Origin of the sequence: Acinetobacter soli, assembly GCF_000760595.1 — a bacterium.
Taxonomy (GTDB): Bacteria; Pseudomonadota; Gammaproteobacteria; order Pseudomonadales; family Moraxellaceae; genus Acinetobacter; species Acinetobacter soli.
Genome location: NZ_BBNM01000012.1, coordinates 45333 through 63339 on the forward strand (window position 1 = coordinate 45333; position 18007 = coordinate 63339).

At 40.1% G+C, this 18007-nt stretch carries 17 protein-coding genes; 5 read left to right on the forward strand and 12 right to left on the reverse strand.

Annotated elements, in window-relative coordinates; all coding sequences use genetic code 11:
- Window positions 1–183: 183 nt before the first annotated feature.
- The 11 genes from Aso01_RS13215 to Aso01_RS13265 all read right to left on the reverse strand — a co-directional run bounded on the left by Aso01_RS13215 (window position 184) and on the right by Aso01_RS13265 (window position 10936).
- Window positions 184–1407 carry an OprD family outer membrane porin gene (locus Aso01_RS13215; protein ID WP_004937685.1) on the reverse strand — a complete coding sequence of 408 codons (1224 nt, stop codon included), beginning with the start codon at window positions 1405–1407 and terminating at the stop codon, window positions 184–186.
- A gap of 514 nt (window positions 1408–1921) precedes the next feature.
- Window positions 1922–2878, reverse strand: a complete 957-nt coding sequence (locus tag Aso01_RS13220) for a p-hydroxyphenylacetate 3-hydroxylase reductase component (RefSeq protein ID WP_004937688.1) — start codon at window positions 2876–2878, stop codon at window positions 1922–1924.
- A gap of 44 nt (window positions 2879–2922) precedes the next feature.
- Window positions 2923–3879 (reverse strand): PDR/VanB family oxidoreductase, encoded by a 957-nt coding sequence (locus Aso01_RS13225; protein ID WP_004937689.1) that lies wholly within the window; start codon window positions 3877–3879, stop codon window positions 2923–2925.
- Between the two features lie 36 nt (window positions 3880–3915).
- The gene (locus Aso01_RS13230) at window positions 3916–4653 is read right to left on the reverse strand and encodes an SDR family NAD(P)-dependent oxidoreductase (RefSeq protein WP_004937691.1); all 738 of its coding nucleotides are present in this window, start codon (window positions 4651–4653) and stop codon (window positions 3916–3918) included.
- 11 nt (window positions 4654–4664) lie between these two features.
- Window positions 4665–5150 (reverse strand): aromatic-ring-hydroxylating dioxygenase subunit beta, encoded by a 486-nt coding sequence (locus tag Aso01_RS13235; protein WP_004937693.1) that lies wholly within the window; start codon window positions 5148–5150, stop codon window positions 4665–4667.
- Between the two features lie 11 nt (window positions 5151–5161).
- The gene (locus Aso01_RS13240; protein WP_004937695.1) at window positions 5162–6439 is read right to left on the reverse strand and encodes an aromatic ring-hydroxylating oxygenase subunit alpha; all 1278 of its coding nucleotides are present in this window, start codon (window positions 6437–6439) and stop codon (window positions 5162–5164) included.
- 2 nt (window positions 6440–6441) lie between these two features.
- Window positions 6442–6984 (reverse strand): nuclear transport factor 2 family protein, encoded by a 543-nt coding sequence (locus Aso01_RS13245; RefSeq protein WP_004937697.1) that lies wholly within the window; start codon window positions 6982–6984, stop codon window positions 6442–6444.
- Window positions 6985–6998: 14 nt separating this feature from the next.
- On the reverse strand, window positions 6999–7358 hold the full coding sequence (locus Aso01_RS13250) for a hypothetical protein (protein ID WP_004937699.1): 360 nt from the start codon (window positions 7356–7358) through the stop codon (window positions 6999–7001).
- Between the two features lie 19 nt (window positions 7359–7377).
- Window positions 7378–8547, reverse strand: a complete 1170-nt coding sequence (locus tag Aso01_RS13255; protein WP_004937701.1) for an acyl-CoA dehydrogenase family protein — start codon at window positions 8545–8547, stop codon at window positions 7378–7380.
- 2 nt (window positions 8548–8549) lie between these two features.
- Window positions 8550–9686: an amidase gene (locus tag Aso01_RS13260; RefSeq protein WP_004937703.1), complete on the reverse strand. Its 1137-nt coding sequence runs from the start codon at window positions 9684–9686 to the stop codon at window positions 8550–8552.
- 350 nt (window positions 9687–10036) lie between these two features.
- The gene (locus tag Aso01_RS13265) at window positions 10037–10936 is read right to left on the reverse strand and encodes a LysR substrate-binding domain-containing protein (RefSeq protein ID WP_004937705.1); all 900 of its coding nucleotides are present in this window, start codon (window positions 10934–10936) and stop codon (window positions 10037–10039) included.
- Between the two features lie 135 nt (window positions 10937–11071).
- On the opposite strand from Aso01_RS13265, the gene Aso01_RS13270 reads away from it, so the two are divergent.
- Together Aso01_RS13270 and Aso01_RS13275 are read left to right on the forward strand one after the other, a co-directional pair.
- Window positions 11072–12490, forward strand: a complete 1419-nt coding sequence (locus Aso01_RS13270) for an aspartate ammonia-lyase (RefSeq protein ID WP_039909935.1) — start codon at window positions 11072–11074, stop codon at window positions 12488–12490.
- Between the two features lie 196 nt (window positions 12491–12686).
- Window positions 12687–13691, forward strand: coding sequence for an NAD(P)H-quinone oxidoreductase (locus Aso01_RS13275; protein WP_004937710.1), 1005 nt, complete (start codon window positions 12687–12689; stop codon window positions 13689–13691).
- Between the two features lie 90 nt (window positions 13692–13781).
- Here the strand turns inward: Aso01_RS13275 and Aso01_RS13280 are convergent, their stop codons facing one another.
- Window positions 13782–14621, reverse strand: coding sequence for an ROK family protein (locus Aso01_RS13280; protein WP_004937711.1), 840 nt, complete (start codon window positions 14619–14621; stop codon window positions 13782–13784).
- Window positions 14622–14847: 226 nt separating this feature from the next.
- Between Aso01_RS13280 and Aso01_RS13285 the strand changes: the two genes are divergently transcribed.
- The 3 genes from Aso01_RS13285 to folE2 all read left to right on the forward strand — a co-directional run bounded on the left by Aso01_RS13285 (window position 14848) and on the right by folE2 (window position 17835).
- A complete protein-coding gene (locus Aso01_RS13285; protein WP_004937713.1) occupies window positions 14848–15555 on the forward strand; it encodes a YcbK family protein in 708 nt (235 codons plus the stop codon).
- 160 nt (window positions 15556–15715) lie between these two features.
- A complete protein-coding gene (gene zigA / locus Aso01_RS13290) occupies window positions 15716–16933 on the forward strand; it encodes a zinc metallochaperone GTPase ZigA (RefSeq protein ID WP_004937716.1) in 1218 nt (405 codons plus the stop codon).
- A gap of 17 nt (window positions 16934–16950) precedes the next feature.
- Window positions 16951–17835, forward strand: a complete 885-nt coding sequence (gene folE2 / locus Aso01_RS13295) for a GTP cyclohydrolase FolE2 (RefSeq protein WP_004937719.1) — start codon at window positions 16951–16953, stop codon at window positions 17833–17835.
- The last annotated feature ends 172 nt before the right edge of the window (window positions 17836–18007 follow it).

Below are 18007 nucleotides of genomic sequence, written 5' to 3' on the forward strand. Positions count from 1 at the left end.
CAAAAAACCGCATCATCTTGTTGTTCTTTAGCAAGAAAAATTAAAATCTCCTCTTCTGATTAAGTATTCATTTGTTTGAAAGAATCAACCAATAATGATTAATTTATCATCATAAAAAAACGCAAATGATAAATTCGTCATTTGCGTTGCTGCTTAAATGTAACCTGACATGTAGTTGCTGATTTAAAATTGATAACTATAAGTTGCGATGAAGCGTGTTTCGTTATAGTCGGTACCTCTTGAGTATGCCGTACCGTATTTTAAATCTGTGCGAATATGCATCACCTCCAGCCCAATCCCCTTAAATTGCCCAGTGGGTACAATATATTTTAGTGAAATACTTTTTTCTGTCTCCTTGTTATCTTTGAAACCTTCTCGAGTAATACCGCTACCGTGTAAATAGCGCAATGTACTTTTTAAACCCGGCATGCCAAGCCCTGCAAAGTCATAACGATATAAGACATGCCACGTGAGTTCATTGGGTTTGACAAAGCCTAGATTTGACCATGCGTGTAGATATGGCTGAGGTACATAGCCTGCTAGCGTTGGAAATGTTGAAGCACCGTCATTTTTACGGACGCCGCTCATTAGCGTATGATTTCCATCCTGAAGCGTTGTCATTACTCCATAAGCCTGATTATCTATTGTTCCATATAGGGCTTGACCATCTTCAGTGTTATGAAAGTAACGAGCATCCACCTTAATCTTGGTTGAACCAACGTGAGTAGAATAGGCAAAGTTTAGATATTGTTGACGGTAGATATCTTCAAGTTGTCCCCACCAATACGATGCAGTCCAATGTGTATTGAACATATAATCTAAACCAATAAGATTTAATCCATCACTCTCGTAACGCGGTGCATTCGGTCTAAACAAGCTCAACTTGCGAAAATGATCATCATTTCTGGCATTAATTCGAGTAACACGGCCAGCTGTAATTTTAAGCTTTTCAAGTTCTGAACTTTCGAGCATTGCACCTGAATATGTAGTTAAGAGCTGTCTTGAATCATCGATATACACAATAGGGTTCTTTAGAAGTAATTCGCCTATTTTTAGTTCAGTTTTATTGTATTTCAGTTTAAGCGTTGCGCCAAACTTTGCATAATCTCGATTTTGTCGACCTGTATCCAGATCATAAGGAATGATTGTATCGGCACGTGATACATTATGGTTATTCAAACGTAGTGCGTATTGTGCACTTGCATCGACGCCCAATTGAATTGGTGTATTTGTATAACCAGACTCATAACGCCCCATAAATGCTTGTGACCAACTACCAATATTTTCAGTTTCGACATCCTTAAACTCACGCTCTATATAAAAGTTACGCAGATCAACTGAAAGTTTTTGATCTTTAAAAAAATCTGCATAGGCAACACTTAAAGAGCATGTACTTATAAAAAACATGCTCACACATCTAAAATTAAAATACTGATTCACTTAACACCCCAATAAAAAGGAACTATTTTTGTATAAAAAATATCCTTTTTATTGATTGAAAAGTCAATTTTTGAGATGCACCATTAAAGTCCAAAATTTAACTTAAATTTTTTTAAATTCAACATTTTCACCATCTTGATTCACTTTCAGCGACCAAAAAAGAAATGATCATTTAAAACCTGTAAAAAAACTGAATTTTCAACTAATTTACGACTAATAAATCATGTTTTAGACATTTCTTGTTTCAAACAAGTTATTAATTTATTAGTAATGCACTATTTTGATAATTGATTTTTTAAATAATTTTAATTTTTAATCTTATTAATTTAAATTACATTATAAAAAAGTTAGATTTTATAAATTTTTAAAAGATTACAGACAAAAAAAATATAGAATTGATTCAATCAATCTATATAGTTGCTTTAATAAAATTTTAAAGTTTGGCATTCAATATTTAAATAAGAATGCCAAAAATGATACTTCAGTGAATTCCTGCTAAATCTCGCAATATATTCATAAATATCTCACGATCTTGCTGGCTATATTTTTTAAAAATTTCTTCTTGATGGGTATCGGCAATTTTAAACAAATAGTGTGCTGTTTGTTTACCTTTTTCAGTTAACTCTAAAAAATCAGAATTATTTTTAATTAATCCATCAGCCGCTAAAATAGCGATAGCTTGTTCAACTTCCTGCATAGGCATTGCAATATCGCGGGGTAAATCATGCTTACTAGCAGCAGTGCCACTTGCCAAAACCAACAATAAACGGGCTTCACTGGTTCTATAACCAGATGCTAGTTGTTTTGGTAGATAATCGGCTTGATAACTTTTAAAAGCACGACTCATCAAATAACAGGCATTACTATAGAGTTGTCCTTGCTGGGCAGCATTTAGATCGGTTGTCGAGATACTCTCTTTAAGTTGCAAACTCGGATGTGGTATCACACTAGAGTATGCACCTTGATGATAAAGCAATGGACTGCGCCCTTCATCTTGAAAGTTGACAACTTTTCCAACAATAATCCAGTGATCACCACCTTCAATAATTGCATGGCGCTCACACTCAAAAACGGCTGAGCACTGTTCCAAAATAGGTGCTAAACCCTGACCGAGTTTATAGTTTGTTTCCGCAAATTTATCGATATTACGACGCGAAAACTTATTTGAAAGTTCAATTTGCGAGCCAGACAGAATATTCACGGCAAAATGAGAGGACTGCTCAAATACAGTAAAGCTTGATGACTTTTTATCGATACTCCATAAAATGAGCGGTGGATCCAAGGATACCGAATTAAAACTGTTTGCAGTGACCCCTACTTTCTCACCTTGCTCATTTTGCGCCGTCATAATGGTCACGCCTGTTGCAAAGTTGCCAAGCGCACGTCTGAATTGTAACGGATCGATCTGAATCTCTTTTAATGTATGATGTGTGTTCATCAAGCACTCCTTGATTGTTTTTTATTTTTTAAATCTCATCTGATCTAGATATCCAAGACCAGTCGGGCCGATTTGGCGCGCGAGCAACACACCAGAATCTGCTCGTTATCGGCTTTTTCTTCATCGGTAAAATATACATCCCGATGATCTGGCTCACCCTCAAGCACATCACACATACACGTTCCGCATACACCTTGTTCACAAGACATTTCAATACAAATTCCTTCACGCGCCAAGGCAGACAAAATGGTTTCTTCTGCATGCACGCGAATGGTTTTACCGGAGCGCTTGGCGACCACATCAAAAGCATCGCCGCTCAGATCAGCTTCAACCTGAAAATATTCTTTGTGAACCTGCTGATCTGGAAGCTTATGAGCTTTGGCTAAATTAATTACCCAGTCCATGAATCCATTTGGGCCACAGGTATAAATATGTGTATCTTCCAGAAGATGCTGCATAAATTGTTCAAAAAATTCCCGGTGATTTGCACCCTGATCTTTAAAATGAAAGGTGGTGTAGCTGGCCAGTGGTCCGTGTTTAAGCTCATCCACAAATGCGCTACTGTGTTCACTTTTAGCACAGTAATGCAGCTCAAATGATGCATTTTCTTGGTGTAACGCATACGCCATCGCAATTAACGGCGTAATACCGATTCCACCCCCAACCAAGATGCTGTGGCGTGCTTTGTGCAATGGAAATAAATTTTTAGGTTGACTGACCTTTAACTGCATGCCAGTTTGAATCTCATGATATGCTGAACGCGATCCACCACGTGAGTCGGGATCATTTAATATACCTATTCGAAAAATCCCTTCTTGCTGTGGGTTTTGACATAAAGAATACTGACGAATCAGACCATTTGGCAGATGTAAATCGACATGCGCACCCGCCTCTACACAAGGTAAGCAAATACCCTTTCGTCCTGATTCAAGTTCAAGCACGACTACATTTTCACCTTGAATCTGACGATTTTTTACAATTACATCATAAAGTTCAGTCATTGCTGCCTCACTGATTATGTTGATGTTTTATGCGGTTTAGCGCATGAACAAGCCACCATTAATGTCCCATGTGGCACCCGTTACAAAACCAGCATTTGGACTGGCCAAAAGCGCGCATGTTTGAGCAATAAACTCCATATTGCCTAAAGCCTTGACTGGAATATTGTCGATAAATTGATTTATTTTCGCTGTTGGAACCACGCTATGAACCATTGGGGACTCTAACGGGCCGGGTGCAATCGCGTTTACCGTCACACCCGAGGCTGCAAACTCTTTGGCAAAAATCTTGCTTAAAGTCACAATTGCGCCTTTAGATGCGGCATAGTGAGCACCTGTTGCGGTTCCTCCATTTTGACCTGCAAGAGACGCAATATTAACGATTCGACCAAAGCCTTTATTGGCCATATACTTGCCAATCAACTGACATGCCTGAAAGGTTCCTCGTTGATTGACTTGTGTAATCTGATCAAAATCATCTGCGGTGATTTCAAGCACAGGCGTTGCCTTGGTCATGGTGGCATTGTTGATCAGTACATCTAAGCCATTAAATTGTTGATCAATCCATGTAATAGCCGCTTTAAAATCTTGCTCTTTTGAAATATCTAGCTTGAGCGGATACAGATTTTGAGCATAAGCGCTTAAACTTACGGCCTGCTGTGCTTTTTTCAACGTACTGGCAGATAAAATGACCTGATGCCCCAACTGCGCAAAATGCTCTGCAATTACATAACCAAGCCCTGAGGATGCTCCGGTCACCAATACAACTTGCTGCATACCCAGATCTCCTACAAGATGTAACTAATACCTGAGAGCGTATCGGTTGAGTTGACCAGATTGACGATCTTTCGCTGAATTTTAAGATGGCCTTCGTTTTGGCGTACCAAGTGATAGGTAATATCGGCGGTGTAGTGCTTTAAAGCTTCTTTACGAAATTCACGCAGGTTTTGTGCGCAGCGTAATACAATTTGATTGTCTTTATCTTCAATCACTCGCACCCGTGAAATACTGCGCACGGTATTGGCTTTCGGAGACGTCGAAATCGCTTCGCCATTTTCAAGCCGTTCAACCCGGAGCTTACGCATATGATGATCGTCATAAGCATAGTTCAGATGATTTTCGTAGTCGGTGAGTTTCGGATCGATAGGAATAATATAGGTTCCTTTTTCTTCCCAAAGCGATAACCAGTCACGGTATTCGGCGTGATCGAGCATATCGGCTTCTGCCCAGATAAAAGCGGTCACTTCATTCAGTACATTTAAATTTATATTCATGCTGCTCTCCTTTACGCCGTCATCATCTTTTTCCATTGCTGATACGCAGCACGCATGCCGGTTTCTGCACTGACATCACTTTTTAAACCATCTTCAGTGGCTACTTCTTCTGGTAAACCACGATTGAGCATAATCCATAGATCCTGACCAGCTTTAGCGCCATGCTGAACTCGTTCCCACGCCTCAGAGTCGTCTGGTGTACCAAAGCCAAATGGCCCCTGAAAATGTTCATGCAAGCGCAAACGGTACTGATTGGCAATTTGCGGACCACCGTCCATAGTAATGACGGCGTGATGAATTTCGGTTTCATCTACAGAAATCGGTTGCATGACACGGAAAAATGCCATGGAGCAAGCGATATTTGGAAAAAGATTTAAATTGAACCCAGAACCACCTACCGCTCTTACAATACGGCGTACTTCAAGCTCTGCATGGCCTTCATCGCGAAGTGCCTGAGCTAAATCTTTAAAACGCTCCTGAATTGGTCGCTCCATCAGTTCTTCATCCAGATCAACCAGCTCTGGAATCATCACCATTACGCTATGGCCATTGCCTAGATCTTCGACATAACCCGGCTGATCTTCAAAATTAAAGAGCGCTTCGGTTTGCTGATCGACCGAACTTAAGAAAGATTTGTGTACCAAAGGAAAATGGTAGGCATCTGTGGTGTTTTCTAGCTGGATTTTCCAGTTTCCTGGAAAACGAAAGCGATGCTCACCCAGCACTTTAATTGGATAACCTGCACCTTGTTTCATGAACAGGTCAATCCATTTTTTTGCAGGCCCTAAAAAGTCACTTAATGGTTCAATATCATCTTTAAAGGTGGCAAAAATCATGCCGTTGTACTCTTCCACCCGAAGACGAAATAATGGCAGCTCACTTTTATCCAGACACTCTCCGTAGCTTTCAGGTGATGGTACGCCACGCAACGAACCATCGAGTGCATAACTCCAGCCGTGATAAGGACAAACAAAACTGTTGGTTTTGCCTTTTTTGTGCTCACATACGGTCGCTGCGCGATGACGACAACGGTTTAGCAACACATGAACATTCTTTTTGCGATCGCGTACCACCACCACGGGTTGTTGACCGATATTAATGGTTTTGTAACTCCCGCTTTCCGGAATTTCACTGGCATGCGCCACCCATACCCATGTGCTGTAGTAGATTTTTTGCATTTCATCGTCAAAAATTTTTGCGTCTGTGTATAACGAGGTATGTGCGCGGTCTGTCTGAACCAGATGGGCGTAATCGGTTTCATCCGGTCGCATTGGAATTAAACTGTTCATACTTATTCCTTTAAACTCTCTATTGTTTGGCTTGCCGTTTCGGGTACAGGTAGTTGATCTTCACTATCCCAATACGCAACTGGCCGGCTAAAAATATTTTGCGTTTGAAAATGGCTGATTTTCCAGCACCCCACAGGGTCACGTTTAAATTGAACGGTCAGCTTTGCGGCATTTAAATGTGCTTTTCCATCTCGAAAAGTCGATGTTTGTAACATCATCCAGCGCCCTGTGGCGCAATCTTGATCGACCTCAATTTGTTCCGAGTTCACAAAATGAGCATTCATCAAAAAATGTGAGTTGTGTTGAGTGTATTTTGCAAACATATTTGCAATTGCTTCGCTTCCTCGATACTGACCAAAGGTATTTTGATAACGCTGACCAATACCTTCCCAGATCGCATCTTGATCAAACAATGCCATTAATAATTGAAGATCTGTATCTGCATCTAAACCATCGCAAAGCTCCATATAACGATGCAAGATATGGCGCACTGTATTGATGGCTTCTAGCTGATCAAGACGCTCAAGAATGTGATGTTCAATCATGATGTGCTCTCTGATCAGTGCTGAATAATCAATTCACGCCCTACACGCGCTTCAACTTTGCAGTATTTCCACAGTTTGTACGGGCCGTCTCCCACCATGGTGGTTCGAAACAGATTACATGCGGCATGAACGGTTTCAATATCTGGTACATCTGCCAGCAGATAGGTTGTCCATGGCCAACCTGAACTTGGCCCAACCATACTTTGGTCATCATCAAGATTACCCAACACCGTTACCCCTGAGAGCGTATGAATTCCATGCCACATTTCACCAAATGCAGCCCATACCGCTTTAGCTTCTGATGGTTCTGCATCGAAGAAGTTCTGGTTGATCCCCATGCAAAACAAAACACGTAGCGATGATTTTTTTTCCATTGTTTTAAGCTCCTAAAAATTACAAATAACCCGGGGTTGGATCTAAACCAAAACTCATTGCACCCGCATTGAGTAAGGATGCATCTCCCATAAAGGCATGCTGAGTGACCACGTTGGCATCATTGACAAAACGGCTAAACGGATTGTGGGTATAAATTGCAGTCATACCTGCCAACATTTGCATAGTGCGTGTCACCTCTGCAGAAATACGGACGGCATGCGTACAAGCCAAACGCATATCGCGAATATGTTCTGGAGTGGGTGTTTGCCCTGTAATGATCTCACTCCAGACCCGATCCATTGTTTGGTAAAACCATGCTTTCGCAGATTGAAATTCGGCATCGGCCTTAGCAAATTCATATTGTGTTACGGGACGCTGTGCGATTTCGGCACCCCCAGTAATTGATGCTTTGCCGGGAGCTAATTGTTTAAATTCGTCTAGCGCTGCCGCTGCGATACCAATTCCCACCACCGAAAGCACCTGTGTGGCAAAAGAAAGTGATGGATATTTAAAAAAAGGCTCAGGCAATGTAGAAGCAGCACCGCGAATAAAGGTCCAGTCTTCTTTCACCAGTACATCATTTACAATCAAGTCATGACTGCCGGTACCTTTAAGCCCTACGGTGTCCCATGTCATATCAATTTGTACTTGGTTCGCCGGAATCACCGCCATCCGTGGCAACTGTGCCACACCCTCATTGCTGCGTGGAGAAATACCCACACCGACTATATCGGCTCCCATGCATCCACTTGAAAATTTCCAGCGTCCAGTCACCCGTATACCCTCTTGTGTCATTTGAGCGGCTTGGGGTGGGAAAATACCGCCGGCAAACACAACATCAGGCCCATCTTTGTAAATTTCGTGTAGCGTTGCCTCTGGCAATCCCGCCAAATAGGCAGGACTCATTCCGAAACTCGCTACCCATCCCACCGAGCCATCAGCCATAGCAATACGCTCAATGAGTTCACAAAATTCTCGCGGCGAACACTCGTCTCCACCGAAACGTTTGGGTACCAAAGCACGGTACACTCCTAATGCCTTGAGCTTCTCAATTACGTCAAGCGACACATAGCCTTGTTCATCGAATTCACCAGTACAGGCACGCTCCCTGATCTCGATGCAAAAATCATCGAGCTGAACATCATGATTGATCTGGTGGGTTAAACTCATTCGAGATAATCCATTCATTGCTACATCTCCTTTGAATTAGAGGCATATGCTTGAACCAGATACGCGGCATAAGCACATAAATGTGGGTCATTGAAATGACGCGTCATCATTTGCAATCCAACTGGCTGCCCGGCGGTCGTTTCAAGTGGAATAGACACAGCTGGGTGGCCGGATAAGTTAAAAGGACGTACCAATGCAGTAAGATTTAAAAATGCCGCTGTGTTTTCAGCATCTTCAAGTTTTGGAGGTAACTGAGGTAAAGTAGGCAATAATACGGCATCGTATTGCTCTAAAATGACATCGAGTGCATGCCTAAATTGTTCACGAATTTGATTGGCCTGCATGACATCTGTTGAGTTTGTTTTTGCTGCATTTTTTAATCGAGATGCAACATCTGTCCCTAACAGATCTGTATCGATCAAATGATGAAATGCCTGATAGTTTTCATAATTAATGATTTGCATTCCTGCATCGTATGCTTCATCAAAATGTGCAACTGATAACTTCGGTAAATTTTCTAGGCCACATACTTTTAAATATGAATGAATACTGTTCCAGATCAGTTCATCCGCCTGAACGTCCAACAGTGCAAACTTAGGCGACGCTTTTGGTACATCCGCAGCTACAAAGCTTGGATCGATGCACGTCATGGCATGTGTTAAAAGATCAATCGTAGCTGCAAACGGCCCGACACAATCTAGCGAGCTATACTCTGGTAGAACTCCATTTCGACTCACACGCCCATAAGTTGGTTTCAGACCAAAGACACCACAGCAAGTTGCTGGCATACGAATTGACCCACCCGTATCGGTACCAATTGAAAAATCAACCAAACCTGCTGCTACAGCGGCGGCTGAACCACTTGACGATCCGCCAGGAATCAGCGTTGGATACTTTGGATTAATGGAAGTACCGGTAAAATGATTAATCCCTGTAATACCAAAAGCCAGTTCATGAAGATTGGTCTTGCCTACAACGCTACAATTATTTTTAACCAAATACTCAATGATATCAGCATGATGCTGTTCTTCTTGTGTGTTCGACAATGCTGCACTTCCCGCACAAGTTTGAAATCCTTGAATATGAATGGTGTCTTTTATGGCTACAGTGTGAATGCCATTTCCTACGCTTATTTTTTTTGAAAAAATATGATCCATGTCGCCCTCAACTGGTCACATGCTATACAGTTATGCTTATTAAATTTGATCATTTTAATTGAAATGTCAACTAATTTTTTAAATATATTTTAGTGCTTTATTTTGTTTTTCTCGTTGCACTAATTTGATACATATCTGTTTAAAATAAATAAAAACAAATATTTAAACAAAAAATATAATCCCAAACACTTTTTAAACAATCATAAAAAAAGCTATTTATTTCAATTAAATTTTTTATTTATTTTAGATTGCACTATTTTTGTTCAAAGATGCTTGTAATTGAGACCAAAAAAAAGCCCAAGTTTGCAATCAAGCATCCTTGGGCTTTTTGATCAGGGTCAAAAGCGAAATCAGTCAGCATTGAACTCGATATTTCGGAGTGAATCCCAGAAGATTTTTAAATAATCATCTTTTCTAATTTTATTTTTAAAAATAAAAATTTGCTGTTTGATAATATATTCACGTGCATTAATAATTTTCAATTTCTTCTTAAGTAAATCTTCTTCAATGGTAATTTTAGGTAACCATGCAATTCCTGCGCCCTGTAAAACAAAATCCTTTAAATTATTTGCATGATCGGTTTCATATAAAATTCGATATTCAAGTTTGTTTGAAATTACCTGATCAACCAGATTTCTTAAATATGCGTTTTTACTATACGAAAGAAGCGGAAATCTATGATTTATATCATATTTTGCATTACCATCTTCATCAATCAATGTCACAGGAACAATTTCTGTATCACCAAGTTTTAAATGGGTAAGTACATCACTATTAATAGCTTTAAGCTTAGTTTCATCTGAATAGCAAATTAAAAAATCACAAGCACCTTCTTTTAATAGTTTAAATCCTTCCCCCACATTTGCAGCCACCAATTCAATTTTAAAATCTTTAATATAATCTGGAAATAATCTTAAAAACTTTGAAAAGAAAGTAGAACTTAATGAATGCACCACCGCAAACTTAATCGTCACTTCATTGCTTCGATTTAAGTTATTGAGCAAAGCCAAGGTTGCATTAAGTTGCTGTTCGATGCTTTTGGCCGTTGCCAGCAAAATCTGTCCAGCATCTGTAAATTCCATGTATCTCGAATTGCGCTCAAGAATTGCATAACCTAATGCTTGTTCGAGTTGTTGGATACGTCGGGTAAATGCAGACTGACTGACAAACCGACGTTCTGCTGCTTTTGAAAATGAACGTTCTTGTTCCAGTGTGAGTAGATCTTCAATCCAGCGAATTTCAAGACTCATTGCTTCATGTCATATGATGTTTGGCGCATTATAATCATGCTATGCAAAAATTGCATACTAAAATTAATCTATGCATTAGAAATTATGCATACCCAAATCTATGATGAATTATCTTGTTTAGATAGCGATACTAGAATGAACGCTGAAATTCAAACTCGTACAGAAAAGGATTTACTTGGTCTGCGTGAAGTACCAAACCAGTTTTATTTCGGAATCCAGACACTACGAGCAATTGAAAACTTCAATTTAAGCTCAAATAAAATTAACCAATACCCGAATTTGATCAAATCTTTGGCTATGGTCAAGCATGCCTGTGCCGAAGCAAACCACACATTGGGCAAATTGAGCGATCAAAAACTAAACGCCATCAAATACAGCTGCGATCAGTTGATTCATGGTGCTTACCATGAACAGTTCCCTATCGACCTTATTCAAGGTGGTGCAGGTACTTCAACCAACATGAACGCCAACGAAGTGATTGCAAACATTGGTCTTGAGCATTTGGGTTACAAAAAAGGTGAATATAAACACCTGCACCCAAATAACGACGTCAATATGTCGCAATCGACCAACGATGTTTATCCAACTGCAATTCGCTTAGGTCTATTGTTCAGTTTAGATGAAATGTACACCCCGTTTGCAAACCTGATTGCAAGCTTGCGTCAAAAAGGCGACGAATTTTCACATATCTTGAAAATGGGCCGTACTCAATTACAAGACGCTGTGCCAATGACGCTTGGTCAAGAGTTTAACGGATTTGCGACAACGCTTGAAAAAGATTTGGTTAAGCTCAAAGAAATTGCACCTAGCACTTTAAATTACATGAATTTAGGTGGTACCGCGATTGGTACAGGTATCAATACTGAGCAAAAATATACAGAGCTAGCAATTGAAGCACTTGCTCGGATTAGCCAGAAAAACATTAAATCTGCTCCAGATTTAATTGAAGCAACCTCCGATATGGGCGACTTCGTTTTACTTTCTGGTTTGCTTAAACGTACTGCGACTAAATTGTCTAAGATTGCAAACGACTTACGTTTACTTTCAAGTGGCCCACGCACTGGTATCAACGAAATCAATCTTGAACCACGCCAGCCAGGCAGTTCAATTATGCCAGGTAAAGTAAACCCAGTGATTCCTGAAGCACTTAACCTTGTATGCTTCCAAGTAATCGCAAACGACTTGGCTGTAACTTTGGCTGCAGAAGCAGGTCAATTGCAATTAAATGCTTTTGAACCATTGATTGCATACAAGTTATTTGAATCAATTGAGTTGCTATCAAATGCGTTGGTGATGTTCCAAACCAAATGTGTAGATACCGTAACAGCGAATCAAGAACACTGTAAAGCTTTGGTAGATAACTCTATCGGGATTGTGACTGCATTGAACCCGTACTTGGGTTATGAAACCACGACCCGTATTGCTAAAACAGCCAATGAAAGCGGATTGAGTGTTTTAAGCCTGATTAAAGCAGAAAATTTGTTATCTGATGATCAATTGGCCGAAATTCTTGCCATTGATAACATGGTACAACCTAAAGCTGAAACAGCTTAATCTTTCAAATAAAAAAAGGAGCGTATATCGCTCCTTTTTTTGCACTTATTTTTCATCTAAAACACGATAACAAGTTTTCATTTATTCACTTTAATCTAATAGAGCAATCACAAGTTAAACGGTAGCATTGATCAAAATTATCCGTATCTACTTTAAGATACCATCGCTTTTAGGCTTATAAATAAGGATTAAACACATGACGGATTTACCAACACGCATGAAACACATTGAAATTTCAGAACCCGGTGATCCCGATGTACTTAAAATAACCGAAGCTGATCTACCCGAAATCAAAGATCATGAGCTGTTGATTCAGGTGAAAGCTTTTGGAATTAACCGCCCAGATGTATTGCAGCGCATGGGGCTGTATCCAATGCCAAAAGGTGTAACCCCCATTCCCGGACTTGAAGTCGCAGGTATTGTGGTTGCCAAAGGCAGTGCCGTCTCGCTTTTTAATATAGGCGATGAAGTATGCGCGCTCACCAATGGTGGTGGCTATGCCGAGTTTTGTGCTGTGCCTGAAACCCAAACATTACCGATTCCAAGCTCATTAAGTTTTGAAGAAGCGGCCGTCGTTCCAGAAACTTACTTTACCGTTTGGGCAAACTTGTTCGATATCGGTGGTTTAACTACTGGCGAAACGGCACTTATTCATGGCGGAGCCAGCGGAATAGGAACGACAGCACTGAGTTTATGCCATGCCATGGGAATCAAAACGTTTACCACGGTCGGCACAGACGATAAGGTTCAGGCTTTAGATGCGATCACCACTGCAATCAACTACAAAACAGACAACTTTGAAGACGTGATTTTGGAACAGACTCAAAAGCAAGGTGTTGATGTCATTTTAGATATTGTAGGTGGTAAATACTTTCAGCAAAATATGAATGTATTAAAACGCGACGGACGTTTGGTCATTTTGGGTTTTATGGGAGGGCGTTTCGCGAAAGACTTTGATCTTCAGCAGCTTATTTTAAAGCGTGCCAAAGTGACGGGTTCAACCATGCGTGCACGCACCGATGAAGAAAAATACACCATCGCCAAAGCCTTAAAAGAAAAAGTCTGGCCATTGATTGAGCAAGGTCAATGCCGACCAATCATTTATAAAACATTTACTTTTGATCAAATAGCGCAGGCACATACCGCGATGGAGAAAAGCGAACATATTGGAAAAATTGTGATTTCGATGAGTAAAACTTAAATAGAGTATTGCTTAATTGCTTTTATTTCTCCATTTTAGGCTGCTTTGATTCAGCTTTACTCAATAGCTTAGAATGGAGAAAGTGAAAGATTATGAACGGTTTTGAGAATAATCTAAGCCAGCTTGAATGGCGCCCAGCGCCACAACATGCGCTGCATTTTTTATCCGGTTCAGCTCGCATGCTTGCCATAACATAGGCAAGGTATTTTCTTGTGCTGATTGTAAAGCTGCCTCCCAATAACCGGGCAATTGCAAGGTGCCACCTCCTAAACTCAATTTTGATGGATTAAACAGGTGGATTACACTGGCCAGCCCCAAACCCAATGCAGCTCCTGCTGTTTGAATCATGTCTAAAACTTGGCGATCGTTTGCATGTGCTCTTAAAGCCAGATCTTTTGGTTGCAAGCCAGATGCTTTGACCAGTGCTGCACCACTTGCCAAATCGTCTAATCTTCGAATCTGATCATGCTGTACAATCGGCAAATAACCCAATTCCCCTGCCCATCCACATGTACCAGTGAGCGGTTGCCCTTGCACCATTAAAGCAGCGCCTATAGCGGTACCCACCATTACAACACCAGCGGTTATATCTTTCGAAGCGTGCGAAAATTCTTGTATAAGTGCCGCCTTGATATCATTTAGCACAGCTACTGTGTTACACCAAGCCTGTAACGCTTGAGCCGCTTGCCAGCCATTGAATGCTGGCAACACATCAGATAACACTATATCACCCGAAGCACTGACCAACCCCGGAACTGCAAGACCAATACTGCTCGGCGTGAATTCGTTTTGTGTAATAAAATTATCAAGATGAGCCAAAAGTTGATCTGGTGTAAACCCAATACCAGTACTATAAATTGCCTCGGCATGTTCACAGAGTAATAATAATTTTGTACCACCCAAATCTATCCCAATAGAACTGCTTCGCATATTTTTCCTAAAAAATATAGTCTCTTGCTCTATTTATAAAATGAAAAGAGTTGAAATACAGTTGAAGTTTGTCTGTTCCTCTTTAATATTATGTGCTTTGAATGATTTATTAGACTAGAAGTAATCTCGATTATTAAACAAAGAGATATCATTTATGGTAAAAAAGTGACTGAGTGACACCAAATTAATTGTTATACTATAACATCAGATTTAATCATGAACAAAAATGAAGCATTTTTACGTTTTAACCGTTTTCACTTTTTTTGGGCTAACTTTAAGCGCTTGTACATCTATACAACATCCACCAAAATCGGCGAAACAGATTCAATCTATACGTCCAAATGCAATACAATCCTCTGCTCTCGCCAAACCAACACCTGTCTCTTATATTGTATGGTTAGAACGTAATCCCAATCAGAAGCGTGTTTCTGACTATAAAAACTATTTAATAAGTCAAGGCATTAATCTGGTTGCACCAGATTTTGAGTTATTCCGATCTGCGCGTGGCTGGCAAGCATGCCAGTACGATCAATACGATGTTCCTGATTCATCTGTATGGAATAATGCTGTACCGACACTCAAGTTACTCGCCTATTTGGTAAATTCCAATATCATTTCAGATATTGAACTGACTTCTGCTTATCGTTCGCCAGTGCTTAATGCTTGCGTAGGTGGCGCAAAAGAGTCTTCTCATATGCAAAACTCGGCGATAGATTTTCGCATTGGGCCAGAATTTCCATCAGATTCAGATCAGCTACGTATCGCCAGCAGCAAACGCAAATTATGTAAATTTTGGCAAACTGAAGGTCAGCGCTACAACATGGGCTTAGGCGTTTATAGTTCTGGTCAAATTCATATCGACACCAAGGGATTTAGAACATGGGGACCAGACCACACTTGGCATAGCTCAATTTGTGGTGAAAAAATTGAATAAATAAGCCATTTAAGCAGCTAAAGTAGCCCAAGAAAGATAAACACATAAAATCCGATTGATTATTTGTTATATTATAACATAACATTAAGATATTAAATTACTGCTTTTGGCAATCCATCGCAGTGATATCGGTGTGTTTTCTTTAAAAAGGACATAGCAAATGGTCAGCTCCTTAGCCAATCCGTCACATAAACTCCCAGTTACCGTACTTTCAGGCTTTTTGGGCGCCGGAAAAACCACATTACTGAATCATATTTTAAACAACCGTGAAGGTCGCCGTGTGGCTGTCATTGTCAATGATATGTCAGAAGTCAATATCGACGCTGCGCTGGTCAAAAATGGTGGCGCAGAACTTTCTCGAACCGATGAGAAACTGGTCGAAATGAGTAATGGCTGCATCTGCTGCACTTTAAGGGAAGATTTACTGATTGAAGTTAAACGCTTGGCAGAAGAAAATAAGTTTGATCAATTGGTGATTGAATCTACAGGTATTTCAGAGCCTCTCCCTGTGGCTGAAACCTTCACTTTTGCAGATGAAGATGGTATTTCTCTTAACCAGTTTGCACAATTAGATACCATGGTGACTGTAGTCGATGGATTTAATTTTCTTCGAGATTACAGCTCTTATGATCAGTTAAATGATCGTGGGGAATCTTTAGGTGAAGATGACCAGCGTAGCGTGGTCGACTTATTGATCGATCAAATTGAATTTTGTGATGTGATTATCCTTAATAAAATTGATTTAATTAATAGCGAAGAAAAAGAACGTCTGATTGCTATTTTGAACAAGCTTAATCCACGCGCAAAAATCGAAATTTCTGAATTTGGACGCGTATCACTAGATACTGTGTTAAACACTGGATTATTTGATTTCGATCAAGCATCTCAGGCACCGGGTTGGTTAAAAGAACTACGTGGAGAGCATGTTTCAGAAACTGAAGAGTACGGTATTAGCAGTTTTGTTTATCGTGCACGCCGTCCATTTCATCCTGAGCGCTTTTATGCCTTTATTAATTCTGAATGGCCAGGGGTTGTCAGGTCAAAAGGTTTTTTCTGGTTGGCATGTGAGCCAACACTTGCATGCTCATGGTCGCAAGCAGGTGCAATGGCACGCCATGGCGTAGCGGGTAGTTGGTGGGCGGCAACTGAGCCTGAAAACTGGCCTCAAGATGATCAATCGCTGGCGGCAATTGAAAAAAACTGGGATGAAAAAGTGGGTGATGCTCGTCAAGAGATTGTCATGATTGGCATGGAGATGAATGAGCAAGATCTGATCATGCAATTCGATCAATGCTTACTCACAGACACCGAAATGGCACTTGGTCCACAGCAATGGATCAAATTTTCAAATCCATTTAACTGGCCTTCACTCAATTAACCGATGTATAAACTTTTATGAACTCATCACTTCCAGACGTTTGCGTTTCACAATTACCAAATAATTTGATCGCACTGAAATGGGTTGGTATGGAAGGCATTGACCTTCCCCTTTCTATTCAACAATTTTATTATCCATTAAGTACCAAAGTTGATATATATGTCAATCTGCCAAAAAGTGATATTAAAGGCATTCATATGTCGCGTCTGTATCGCTTACTCAATGAATTACATGACTTAGATGCTTCGGCCATTCATTCACTTTTGCAAGACATCATTTCTAGCCATCAAGATTGTGGTAGTGATGCTGCAAAGATTGTACTGAGATTTGATTTGATGCTAAGCAGATCTGCACTGGTCAGCGCAGATCTGAATGGATGGAAAAGCTATCCTGTTTGCATCGAAGCAGAGCTGATCAATCATAAATTTCAGATAAATTACGCAGTTGATGTCTCGTACTCATCGACCTGCCCCTGCTCAGCGGCTTTATCGCGGCAATTGATTGCACAGGCATTTGAACTACAATTTAAAGACACGCACACATTGCCAAAATCAGACGTAAAGCAATGGCTTGAAGAACATGCAACTTATGCAACGCCTCATAGCCAACGTAGTATTGCGCAGATTAAGATTGAAACAGATGATGCCAAGCAATTGATAAATTTAACTGAATTGATTGATAAAGTTGAGCAAGCCTTAAAAACACCGACTCAAACTGCGGTAAAACGAGCTGATGAACAAGCTTTTGCGCAGTTAAACGGACAAAATTTAATGTTTGTTGAAGATGCAGCCAGACGTTTATCGAGTGAACTTGATAAAACATCATTAAAATGGTCAATTAAAGTGATTCATCAAGAAAGTTTGCACGCACATGATGCAGTCGCAATTTCGATGTCATCTTGACTCGTAATTTTTTAAATGTAAGTTCACGATCTTTTATAAATTTATCTGTTTTACTTAGGCTATTTTGATACGTAGTATCAAAATAGCTCAATTTCAATAAAATATCGGATGAATCTTTGAGATATAAATACAATTGATTAGAAAAAGATCATTCTTTCGTGTCTAGGAAATC

Bases quoted from the DNA above. Each gene is read 5' to 3' on its own strand.
- Aso01_RS13215 (WP_004937685.1), bottom strand. From the start codon at position 1,407: ATGTTTTTTATAAGTACATGCTCTTTAAGTGTTGCCTATGCAGATTTT.
- Aso01_RS13220 (WP_004937688.1), bottom strand. From the start codon at position 2,878: ATGAACACACATCATACATTAAAAGAGATTCAGATCGATCCGTTACAA.
- Aso01_RS13225 (WP_004937689.1), bottom strand. From the start codon at position 3,879: ATGACTGAACTTTATGATGTAATTGTAAAAAATCGTCAGATTCAAGGT.
- Aso01_RS13230 (WP_004937691.1), bottom strand. From the start codon at position 4,653: ATGCAGCAAGTTGTATTGGTGACCGGAGCATCCTCAGGGCTTGGTTAT.
- Aso01_RS13235 (WP_004937693.1), bottom strand. From the start codon at position 5,150: ATGAATATAAATTTAAATGTACTGAATGAAGTGACCGCTTTTATCTGG.
- Aso01_RS13240 (WP_004937695.1), bottom strand. From the start codon at position 6,439: ATGAACAGTTTAATTCCAATGCGACCGGATGAAACCGATTACGCCCAT.
- Aso01_RS13245 (WP_004937697.1), bottom strand. From the start codon at position 6,984: ATGATTGAACATCACATTCTTGAGCGTCTTGATCAGCTAGAAGCCATC.
- Aso01_RS13250 (WP_004937699.1), bottom strand. From the start codon at position 7,358: ATGGAAAAAAAATCATCGCTACGTGTTTTGTTTTGCATGGGGATCAAC.
- Aso01_RS13255 (WP_004937701.1), bottom strand. From the start codon at position 8,547: ATGAATGGATTATCTCGAATGAGTTTAACCCACCAGATCAATCATGAT.
- Aso01_RS13260 (WP_004937703.1), bottom strand. From the start codon at position 9,686: ATGGATCATATTTTTTCAAAAAAAATAAGCGTAGGAAATGGCATTCAC.
- Aso01_RS13265 (WP_004937705.1), bottom strand. From the start codon at position 10,936: ATGAGTCTTGAAATTCGCTGGATTGAAGATCTACTCACACTGGAACAA.
- Aso01_RS13270 (WP_039909935.1), top strand. From the start codon at position 11,072: ATGAACGCTGAAATTCAAACTCGTACAGAAAAGGATTTACTTGGTCTG.
- Aso01_RS13275 (WP_004937710.1), top strand. From the start codon at position 12,687: ATGACGGATTTACCAACACGCATGAAACACATTGAAATTTCAGAACCC.
- Aso01_RS13280 (WP_004937711.1), bottom strand. From the start codon at position 14,621: ATGCGAAGCAGTTCTATTGGGATAGATTTGGGTGGTACAAAATTATTA.
- Aso01_RS13285 (WP_004937713.1), top strand. From the start codon at position 14,848: ATGAAGCATTTTTACGTTTTAACCGTTTTCACTTTTTTTGGGCTAACT.
- zigA (WP_004937716.1), top strand. From the start codon at position 15,716: ATGGTCAGCTCCTTAGCCAATCCGTCACATAAACTCCCAGTTACCGTA.
- folE2 (WP_004937719.1), top strand. From the start codon at position 16,951: ATGAACTCATCACTTCCAGACGTTTGCGTTTCACAATTACCAAATAAT.